The sequence below is a fragment of the Weissella sp. DD23 genome, from assembly GCF_001579105.1.
In the GTDB taxonomy this organism is placed as follows: Bacteria; Bacillota; Bacilli; order Lactobacillales; family Lactobacillaceae; genus Weissella; species Weissella cibaria.
This window is the reverse complement of record NZ_KQ970393.1, coordinates 290,238-300,558: the sequence shown is the minus strand read 5'-3', so window position 1 is coordinate 300,558 and position 10,321 is coordinate 290,238. Positions and strand designations below refer to the sequence as shown.

8 protein-coding genes are annotated in these 10,321 nt (G+C 44.3%); 1 reads left to right on the top strand and 7 read right to left on the bottom strand.

Going from position 1 to position 10,321, the window contains the following annotated elements; genetic code table 11:
- From WEIDD23_RS07465 to WEIDD23_RS07450, 4 genes are all read right to left on the bottom strand, one after another.
- Positions 1-897 (bottom strand): hypothetical protein (locus tag WEIDD23_RS07465; RefSeq protein ID WP_062358878.1); only part of this gene is annotated, 897 nt, incomplete at its 3' end.
- A 22-nt stretch (positions 898-919) separates the two neighbouring features.
- Complete coding sequence (locus tag WEIDD23_RS07460) at positions 920-2,167, bottom strand: hydroxymethylglutaryl-CoA reductase, degradative (protein WP_010372546.1); 1,248 nt, start codon at positions 2,165-2,167, stop codon at positions 920-922.
- 124 nt (positions 2,168-2,291) lie between these two features.
- On the bottom strand, positions 2,292-2,747 hold the full coding sequence (locus tag WEIDD23_RS07455) for a MerR family transcriptional regulator (protein ID WP_010372549.1): 456 nt from the start codon (positions 2,745-2,747) through the stop codon (positions 2,292-2,294).
- A 135-nt stretch (positions 2,748-2,882) separates the two neighbouring features.
- Positions 2,883-5,054, bottom strand: a complete 2,172-nt coding sequence (locus WEIDD23_RS07450) for an LTA synthase family protein (protein WP_010372552.1) — start codon at positions 5,052-5,054, stop codon at positions 2,883-2,885.
- A gap of 198 nt (positions 5,055-5,252) precedes the next feature.
- Between WEIDD23_RS07450 and WEIDD23_RS07445 the strand changes: the two genes are divergently transcribed.
- Positions 5,253-5,702: a GNAT family N-acetyltransferase gene (locus WEIDD23_RS07445; protein ID WP_010372555.1), complete on the top strand. Its 450-nt coding sequence runs from the start codon at positions 5,253-5,255 to the stop codon at positions 5,700-5,702.
- 68 nt (positions 5,703-5,770) lie between these two features.
- Here WEIDD23_RS07445 and WEIDD23_RS07440 read toward each other — a convergent pair whose 3' ends face one another.
- From WEIDD23_RS07440 to WEIDD23_RS14675, 3 genes are all read right to left on the bottom strand, one after another.
- Positions 5,771-6,745 carry a helix-turn-helix domain-containing protein gene (locus WEIDD23_RS07440; protein WP_010372558.1) on the bottom strand — a complete coding sequence of 325 codons (975 nt, stop codon included), beginning with the start codon at positions 6,743-6,745 and terminating at the stop codon, positions 5,771-5,773.
- Between the two features lie 320 nt (positions 6,746-7,065).
- Positions 7,066-9,663 carry a DNA gyrase subunit A gene (gene gyrA / locus WEIDD23_RS07435; protein WP_010372561.1) on the bottom strand — a complete coding sequence of 866 codons (2,598 nt, stop codon included), beginning with the start codon at positions 9,661-9,663 and terminating at the stop codon, positions 7,066-7,068.
- A gap of 36 nt (positions 9,664-9,699) precedes the next feature.
- A partial coding sequence (locus WEIDD23_RS14675; protein WP_242865463.1) for a toprim domain-containing protein occupies positions 9,700-10,321 on the bottom strand: 622 nt, incomplete at its 5' end.

The window sequence follows — 10,321 nt, the reverse complement described above, 5'->3', positions numbered from 1 at the left end:
CTTATAGAGCTCCTTGAAGAACGTTGGTTGATTCTCTTCTGGTGCAGAAATAACAAAACTATTCTGCTCATCCGTCTTATTCAACCCAACGTAGGCGGTCTTCTCTGTATTACGATCAATCATATCTGTGTGCTTAATATCGTAAACTTGCGCCAAAGGCAATCGCAACTGACGCTCTGACAAAACTGGTGTCAACGTTGCAAACTCGTTAGCATGCAACTCTGGCAAATCCCACGCTGCCATTTGTTCATCAAAATGCTTAAAGGCCGCCACAACTGCCCGATGAACAGTGAACGGATCCTTAATACCCTCAATCTTCATAGCAGCGACAATCTTTTGAGCAGCTGCCCATGCTTCTGGGAAAGCTTCAGCAAACGTATCCGTGTACGCCGCCGTCTCACCAGTAACAGCATTCATAAAGACTTGGGCATCCAACAATGTCAACACACGCAAGGCGGCTTCAGAACGGTTCCCATCAGCTTCCTTCGTTAGTGTTGTCATGACACCCTTTGCAAAGGCTGCCACAACATCATCCGTCAACAAACCATGCTTGGCTTGTTCCTTATAGATAATCGTGCGCATGGCTGGTTGGTAAAGGTACGTCGCCATAACCATTAGTTGATCCGTCAGTTCGACATTATCCGACTTCAATTGGAAGTAAATTTGTGGGTAACCACTTAGCGTTAGCATCATCATCAACAATTCTTTTGTCGCTGAATAATCTGGTGCCGTAGCATCCGTTACTTCAACCATCAAGCGCGTACCCAACATATCCGTCGTCACTTGATCGTGCGTCAAGACACCTGTGGCCTCCCCGCTACCACGCAAAACAACTGAACCGGGATAAACACGGTTAACTTGGTCGACTAGTTGTACTGTATCTGCTGAAAATTGCATATCTGTTCTCTTTTCCGTCTATTTATCGTAATTTTGCTAATAATTCACGGGCCGTAGCTTCATTAAACTTACCCGCTTGTTGTAACGCGGCTGTCAACGCTGGCACTTCTGCTGGCGTCGCACCCACTTGGAGTGCCAATGACTTTGCCTGTAATGCCATGTGGCCGGCTTGTATACCAGTCGACACCAATGCACGAATGGCCGCCAAGTTTTGGGCCAACCCAACGGCGGCAATTGTACTGGTCAACTCGTTAACCGTTGGATTATCCATCAACGCATGGTTCAACTTAACAGCTGGCACAATCCCAATTGAACCACCAACAACGCCAAGAATTAGGGGCAAGGTCGTCTCACCAAGCAATTCGTCACCTTGAACAGTCCAACGCGTCAAACCATGATACTGACCACCTTGTGCAGCGTATGCATGCAAGGCCGCGTTAACCGCGCGTGTATCGTTACCACTGGCTAGGACTGCTGCCTCAATTCCATTCAACATCCCCTTATTAGACGTGACTGCTCGGTATGGTGACAACGTTTCAATCCGACTAGCGGCTGCAATTTTAGCTGCTACATCGGCACCCGACATTCCCTGCTTAGTTGCCAACGCCGTTACCGGCACAGCTACCTTCGCCTTAACGAGTGACTCAGTCGCAAAGTTGGAGAGAATTGCCATTAACACCTCATAGCCCGCTTGTCGCAATACGCTAGCAATCGCTTCCGACATGGTATTAACAACATTAGCCCCCATCGCCGCCTTCGGATCAACTAAGACATTAACAATCGCTGTTTGTGCATCAAGCACTTCGACCGTTAAAGCTTTCGCACCACCACCACGTTTTGCCATTGATGGGTGCGCATCATTGGCCACCTGCAGCAATTGCGTTAAATGTGTCTCAACATAGGTTTGCAAGGCCACAACATCGGCAACATTATCCAAAATAATTTGACCACGCACAAGACGACTTTCAATAACCGTCTGCACGCCAGCACCAGCCCGCATCATCCGTGCACCATTATTAGCAGCCGCAATAACACTTGGTTCTTCCGTGCTCATCGGTACTGTCACTAAACGGCCATCAACTGGCAATTCCAACAGTAACCCTGTGGGCACGCCGAAATTATAGAGGTAGTTTTCAACCTGTTGTTCGCCAACCATGTCATAATGCTGCGTTATTAACGCTGCCTGATCAGCCGTTAAATTTTTATTTTCAATCGTCCGTTGCAAGCGTTCTTGCCACGACAACTTGTAGAATCCCTGCCAATTCGCCATGTTCTACAACTTCCTTTTCCGTTTATTGCGGTACACACTACCGCTTTGCCTCTTATAGTTTACCAGTTATTCAACCTGAGAAAAGACAAAAACGGTCTTGGCTAACCACCAAAACCGTTTTCTTTTAGTTTTCATCTGTTCGACGCACGATATAGTGCACCTTATTGTCATCATCAATCGTTGCAAATAAACGTTGCTGTTGCTCATCATCAAAATAACCTAAATCAACAACATTCTTACCATCAAGTTCGATGACACCCTTAACGGCCTGACTCATCACTTCATGCAGCACCCGCCACGATTGCTCAAGCTCATGGGTCTTTTCAACCGCCGCTTTTAAGGTATAGCCATCATCTAAAAAGCCCTTAATGGCTGCAACTGCGACATAAGTTTTGTAGTTATAAACCCGGGCATCCTGCTCACCTTCACGACTTAGTGACGAAATGATGCCTTTGCTTTCCCAGTAACGTAATTGGCGCGTTGACACACCCGTCATTGTGGCTAACTCACCAATGCGGAACTGAAAAACTTCTGACTTCAACGCATTTTTATGAAAATGGTGTTTTGGAACAAATGACATGGTGCCTCTCCTTGTACGTTTAATAGACTATTATTGTCAGGTTATTTAACACAAATGTCAAGATAGTTCGTCAAAAAAGAAAAATGCCCTTGGTGGCTGACAATTGCATCAACACATCAAGAACATTTTTACTTGTTATGGATTTGGTGTGTCATCGCCACCATCAGTCGTATCGCCACCGTCCGGATTAACCTGCTTAATACGTGATGTATCAGAACGTGGTTCGTCCTTTTCTGGTGCGTCAGTGCTATACAATGACTGCGTGGTCTTACCACCATTCTCAGACCACAAACTCTTCGATTCAACACCCGCTTGGTTCTCAAGATTTTCTAGCTTTGCCAACCCGTTAGAGTAGTTATACTTCGAGGCATCAACTGACTTAAAGCCACTCGGCGTATAGAAACGAAGTAAGTCCTTTTGATTAATATCATCTGAAATCGATAACTGTTCCTTAACCTGCTGCTTAGCTGCATCAATCTCTTTCAAAACCGATTTAGTTGGATTAGTAATCGCCTGATCAGTCTTATTATCATAAATCGTTTCGTTGATATAACTATACTTCGGTGTCACAAAGTTCTTATCACGGAAGGCCACAACCTGATTGCTCTTACCGCTCAGCAGATCTTGTCCCATCATCACGTACTTCTTTGAATCAACACCTAACAAGTGTAGCAAGGTTGGCATGACGTCAATCTCACCACCGTACGTATGATTAACACCACCGCCGTGCCACCCTGGAATATTAATCATAAATGGTACGCGTTGTAGTTGCGCATTATCGTTATCATTCCAGTCATCGGCATTCTTACCCAGCACTGAAGCCAAATACTTGTTTTCTGAATTTGAAATACCGTAGTGATCACCGTATAACACAATAATTGATTTGTTGTACAAGCCTGACTTCTTCAGATAATCGAAGAACTCACCAATTGATTGATCCAAGTAGTGGTTCGTTTCAAAGTAGCCGTTCACAATATCCGAATCTGTATTCGTCGTGGTAAAGTTTGGATCCTTATCCTGTTCATCCAAACTATATGGGAAGTGGTTCGTTACGGTAATGTACTTGGCATAGAACGGTTGTTGCATTCGTTCCAAATATGGAATGGAATCATTAAACAACAGCTTGTCCTTCAACCCATAACCCATTGCCTTATCACCCGATGTGTCATAGTAGCTAGCATCAAAGAAGTATTGGTAACCCATATTCTTGTACACGTTACTACGGTTCCAGAAACTAGCGTTGTTACCGTGGAAAACAGCTGACGAGTACCCTTCTGTCTGCTTCAAAATGGCCGGCATTGCTTGGAAGGTTTGGTCATTACCCTGCGTGGCAAACAATGAGCCTTGTGGCAACCCAAACGTTGATGTTTCTAACATATTTTCAGCGTCGGATGTCTTACCTTGACCAACTTGGTTAAAGAAATTATCAAATGCAATCGTTGAATCAGAATTATAAATTTGGTTCAGGTTTGGCGTCACTTCTTGCCCATTGATTTTCATGTTCATTGAAAATTGTTGGAAGGATTCCAAGTGAATGACAAACACATTCTTGCCCTTGGCAATACCGGCATATTTAGCATCCGCATCAGTATAATGTTTATCAACATAACTCAACACTTTTTGGATATCTGTTTTCTTCGCCGACTTGCGCATCTCGGACACGCCATGTTGCTTCAAACCATCGAACACCGTATAAGCGTCCATCCCCAAATATTTCACCAATAAATTACTATCAAATTGGCGTGTAATAAGCTGTGGACGATCCGCCTCACCCAAAACCAGCGTCACCATGAAGGCAAAGACTGAAAATGTCGTCATCGCAAAACTCATGAATTTCGTTGTGCCTTCACGTTGTATCCTGATTTTTTTAAAGATGAACAACCCAATAAAAATTGGAATATCAATCCAGAATAAAATATCGTGTAGATTTGTTAACGCAAACCCAGACGCACTCAATCCCTGGTTAACTTTGTCATAACCCAACATCGTCGCAACAGACATAAAATCTGTAAATTCACGATAATAGGTCACGTTTAATTGCAACAGCACAATGTTAACGATGTACATAATCGTTGCAATTGGGTAGAAAAGCTTTGCTGATCGGAAGTAGAACGCCAATCCAATCAATAAAGATGACACCGTCAATGGATTAATCAACAGCGTCACGTATTGTACTGGTGTTGCTCCCGAGAACAAGTTAAAGTCCACAAAATCCGCCAGCAACGTTTTTGCCCAGATTAACACGACCAAGAGCAATACAAACCCTAAGCGCGTGTTAATCCAGCTAAATCGGCCATAATGCCTCATAGTTTAGTCACCCTTTTCTTACGTATTTTAATGTTTTCCGGCCATTATTGTGACCGGTGCTTACGCCAGCGTTGATCGCGGCTAATTTATGTATCCGGTCTATTATAGCGTAATTTTAAAATTCATACCTTAGAGCCTTGGCGTTTTACCAATTTAAGTTAAAATAAGACCATTGATAAAAAAATGAGGTAAACGCGCATGTCAACAAACGAACTCATCGTCAGCAAAGAATACGGCGCTGGCGAACTTAGCCGCGAAGCTCTTGCAATTCGTCAAACCGTGTTTGTTAGCGAACAAGGTGTGCCCCTTGCACTAGAGATTGATGATCTTGATGACCGAACGACACACTACGTTGGTTTCACAGCTAGCAAGGCCGTGACGACTGCCCGTGTCTTAGTTAATGCCCACGGTGAAAATTGGCATATCCAACGCGTGGCCACATTGGCGGATGCGCGTGGTCATGGTTACGCTGCTAAAATTATGCAGACAATCATCGAGGATGCCAAAGAAGCCGGTGTCCACACAATTGATCTAGGCGCCCAAGTCTCTGCCTTAGGGTTCTACGAGAAGCTTGGTTTTAAAGCTGAAGGTGACATTTTCATGGACGCAGGCATTGAACACCGTAATATGGTGCTAACCCTGAATTAGTTAAACTGACGTAACTGAAAAAGCTCCCAACGTTGCAATTTGCAATGCTGGGAGCTTTATTTTATCGGTTATTGATTTTGTTCTGTCATGTGACGCTTGTATGAGTTGACTGGTACCAGGAACTCCTCAAACGAACGACGGGCAATAAATGAATAAATTGGCCAGAAGCGTTCATCAATCATGAATTGCGCCGCATCCAGTGTGCGGTGCCACAATTGTTCTGCTTCCTCATTCTTTTCATCCAATGCAAGTTCGACAACTTCAGCCATCTTCTTAACGAAACTAAAGTACGTGCTCAAAGCTGGCAAACGATAATCACGCAAGAACATCAATGTCTTCTTAACAGTGTCGCCATCCTTGTTTTCCAACGCCATAATCAACAATTGGAAATGCAACAAAGCCACATTACGAACCTCAGCCGATGAAAAATTATCTAATTCCATCAAGCCATAGCCTTCAAGCTTCGCCATGCGTTGTGCTTGATCAGACATCTGCTTAACAACCATCTTGGCGGCGTTGTATGGCTCATGACGAATAATATTAGCAAACATCAACAAGTCATTGGCCGTGTAGAATTCACGAGCAGCCAACAACTTGATAATTGTTGGTCGTACCATTTCAATCAAACGGTACTTTTCAACTTCGTCGGCCACTTGTGAGTTAATTGCACGCACCAAGTTAACCAACAAACGCACATCGCGCGTCTCGTCATACATTGACAACGTCCGGTAAACCGTGTCTTCCGTTGGCGTCATTGTGTGTGAGTGTGCATCCAAGCCCAATTCCTTGATTGCTGGATCTAGCAACTCAGGGTGGTTCATGTAGACATGCAACATCAACTCATCAAATGATACGCCAATCGTCACCAACAAATTAACCAAAGTTGTCGCTGACACCTTACCGTTGCCTTGTAAATAGTCGTAAAGTCGTGAACGTGAAATATCAACCGTCTTCAAAACGACTGGTACTGAAATGTTGCGTTCCTTGATGAAATAAATCATCGCTTCGCGAATTGCCTCAACAGGCACTCGATTTTTACCCATGATAACCTCTTACTTATAATTAACTTTTCTCATATAACCTTTCTAGATTATACTCCCTACCATGTATTTATTGGGGATTTATACAGAAAATACTGTCCCGCTATTGATACAAACCACTCACACGGCTCCTAATTTAAAGCAAAACAATATTTTTATAATCTTTACATATGCATTTATATTTAAAACAAATTCCAAAAACATAAACTTAATACTGAATTATTTTTAAAACACACCGGCCGTTTATGCATAACGTATCAATATATATGTATTATCAATACAAAAAGGACAACACCTCACGATGTTGTCCTTTTTACTGTTTATTATTCTTCTGAATCATCTTCAGCTCGTGCAAGCAATTCAGCTACTTCAGCTGGTTGCTCACCATCAACTGGCGCTGCTGGTAATTCTGTATCGTTTACGACCGGCGTTGCGTCATCAGCTGTCTCGGCAGCGTCTTCTGCTAACTCCGGTGTATCCTCTTCATGTTCAACCTTTGCAAACGTTGCAACAATTGCATCATCATCTAGGCGAATAACACGGACACCCTGTGTGGCACGACCAGTTTCTGACACTGAATCAACCGTAAAGCGAATCATTACACCCTTGTTGGTCGTCAACATAATGTCTTCTGAACCATCAACAACCGCCAAACCTGCTAGCGGTCCGTTCTTCTCGGTGATTTGGGCCGTCTTAATTCCCTTACCACCACGACCCTTAATCGGGTATTGATCAACTGGGGTTTGCTTACCGTATCCCTTTTCAGTGATAACCAGCACAGATGCGTCATCCTTTAAGATTTCAGCGCCGATAACAAAGTCATCATCACGCAACGTAATACCACGCACACCAGCTGCTGAACGTCCCATTGAACGAACGGCATCGGCGTTAAATGACACCGCGTAACCACCATGGGTACCAATCAACAAGTTCTCAGTCCCATCAGTAATCATAACGTTAATCAACTCATCGTCATCATTCAACGTAATGGCCTTCAAACCGTGTGTTCGGATGTTGCTAAAGTCTGAAACCGGCGTCTTCTTCACCTTACCGTAACGGGTTGTAAAGAAGAGGAAGTCTTCACTTTCAGAAGCTTCACCACGTACGTTAATCACGGTTTGCACACTCTCACCTGCTTCGATTCCCAACAAGTTAACAACTGGGATTCCCTTAGCAGAGCGACCATATTCAGGAATTTCGTATCCCTTCATCTTGTAAACCTTACCAGCGTTGGTAAAGAACAACAACGTATCGTGTGTTGAGGTACCAATCAATTGATCGATAAAATCATCATCATTAACGCCCATTCCTTGCACACCACGTCCACCACGGTTCTGTGCTCGGAATTCAGTTTGCGCCATTCGCTTGATGTAGCCAGCGCTCGTCAATGACACGATAATGTCTTCTTCCTCAATCAAATCTTCGTCTTCAATGCTTGTGACATCCCCGATTTGCAATTCCGTCCGACGTTCGTCGCCGTACTTTTCTTGGATTTCAAGCAATTCAGTATAGATGATTTCATCAATACGTTCTGGCTTAGCCAAGATATCCTTGTAATCAGCAATCGCGGTCATCAAACCTTGATATTCATCTTCAATCTTGCCACGTTCCAAACCGGTCAAACGAACCAAACGCATGTCCAAGATGGCTTGCGCTTGCTTATCTGACAAAGCATAATCCGTCATCAAACGGTTCTTGGCGATTTCTGACGTTTCTGAACCACGAATGATGCTAATGATGGCATCAATGTGATCCAAAGCAATACGCAAACCTTCCAAGATATGCGCACGTGCTTCAGCCTTACGCAATTCAAATTCCGTACGACGACGCACGACAATTTGTTGGTGTTCAAGGTAAGCAACCAGCATGGCCTTCAAACCTAGCAACTTTGGTCGACCATCTTGCACGGCCAACATGTTAAAGCTGAAGCCAGTTTGCATTAACGTATTCTTGTACAAGTTATTCAACACAACTGATGCTGAAACATCACGACGAATATCAATAGCGATTCGGTAACCTGTTTGGTCAGACTCATCATTAACCGCCGTAATACCTTCGATTCGCTTTTCACGACCAAGTTCAGCAATACGTTCAATCAACTTCGCCTTGTTGACCATGTATGGCAACTCAGTCACGATGATGCGTTCCTTACCAGACTTCTCCGTCTCAATTTCGACCTTCGCCCGGACCGTTACAACACCCTTACCGGTTTCATAAGCCTTACGAATACCAGACTTACCCATCACAATCGCACCTGTTGGGAAGTCAGGTCCAGGGACCGCTTCCATCAACTCAGCCGTTGTAACATCCGGGTTGTTCATCAACATGTGAATGGCTGAAATAACTTCACCCAAATTGTGTGGCGGAATATTGGTTGCCATACCAACGGCAATTCCATTGGCTCCGTTAACTAACAAGTTAGGGAAACGGGCTGGCAAGACAACGGGCTCACGATCAGTACCATCATAGTTATCCGCAAAATCAATGGTGTCCTTGTTGATATCACGCAACATTTCCGTTGCAATCTTGCTCAAACGTGCTTCGGTATAACGCATGGCGGCAGCTGGGTCACCATCAATAGAACCAAAGTTTCCGTGCCCATCAACCAACATGTAACGATAACTAAAGTCCTGCGCCATACGCACCATTGATTCGTAGATGGCAGAGTCACCGTGGGGGTGATACTTACCCATAACGTCACCGACGATACGAGCAGACTTCTTGTGTTGCTTATCTGGCGTCACACCTAGTTCATTCATACCGTACAAAATACGACGGTGCACCGGCTTCAAACCATCACGTACATCGGGCAACGCACGTGCCACGATAACTGACATCGCATAGTCCAAGAAAGATGTTCGCATTTGCTCGCCAAGCTTGGCGGGTTTAATGCGGCTGTTATTTTGTTCTTCTTCAGCCATTACTGTTCCTTTCTTTCTATCTAGTTCAAATTAAAACTAGACGTCCAACTCCGCGTATTGCGCGTTTTCTTCAATAAATTCACGACGTGGCTCAACCTTGTCTCCCATCAACATTGAGAAGACCATGTCAGCATCCACGGCGTCATCCATTTCAACACGTAACAAACGACGAACTGACGGATCCATTGTGGTCTCCCACAATTGCTCCGCGTCCATTTCACCAAGTCCCTTGTATCGTTGGATAACTGGCTTTGGTGAGGCAGGCAACGTTGGCAACAAAGCTTCTAACTCTTCATCAGAGTCCAAGTACTGCACGAACTTACCCTGACGCACTTGATATAGCGGTGGCTGGGCAATGTAAATGTAGCCTGCTTCCAACAATGGACGCATGTAACGATAAATCAACGTCAACAACAATGTACGAATGTGCGCACCGTCGACATCGGCATCGGTCATAATGATCAACTTGTGGTACTTCGCCTTTGTGACATCAAATTCGTTACCAAAACCAGTTCCCATCGCTGTAAAGAGTGAACGAATTTCTTCGTTAGCCAAAATCTTGTCCAATGAAGCCTTTTCAACGTTCAAAATCTTTCCACGAATTGGCAAAATAGCTTGCGTCAAACGTTCACGCCCTTGCTTAGCTGAACCACCGGCT

Excerpts from the sequence above, each read along its gene's own strand:
- WEIDD23_RS07450 (WP_010372552.1), bottom strand. The coding sequence starts at position 5,054 with ATGAGGCATTATGGCCGATTTAGCTGGATTAACACGCGCTTAGGGTTT.
- WEIDD23_RS07445 (WP_010372555.1), top strand. The coding sequence starts at position 5,253 with ATGTCAACAAACGAACTCATCGTCAGCAAAGAATACGGCGCTGGCGAA.
- gyrA (WP_010372561.1), bottom strand. The coding sequence starts at position 9,663 with ATGGCTGAAGAAGAACAAAATAACAGCCGCATTAAACCCGCCAAGCTT.
- WEIDD23_RS07460 (WP_010372546.1), bottom strand. The coding sequence starts at position 2,167 with ATGGCGAATTGGCAGGGATTCTACAAGTTGTCGTGGCAAGAACGCTTG.
- WEIDD23_RS07455 (WP_010372549.1), bottom strand. The coding sequence starts at position 2,747 with ATGTCATTTGTTCCAAAACACCATTTTCATAAAAATGCGTTGAAGTCA.
- WEIDD23_RS07440 (WP_010372558.1), bottom strand. The coding sequence starts at position 6,745 with ATGGGTAAAAATCGAGTGCCTGTTGAGGCAATTCGCGAAGCGATGATT.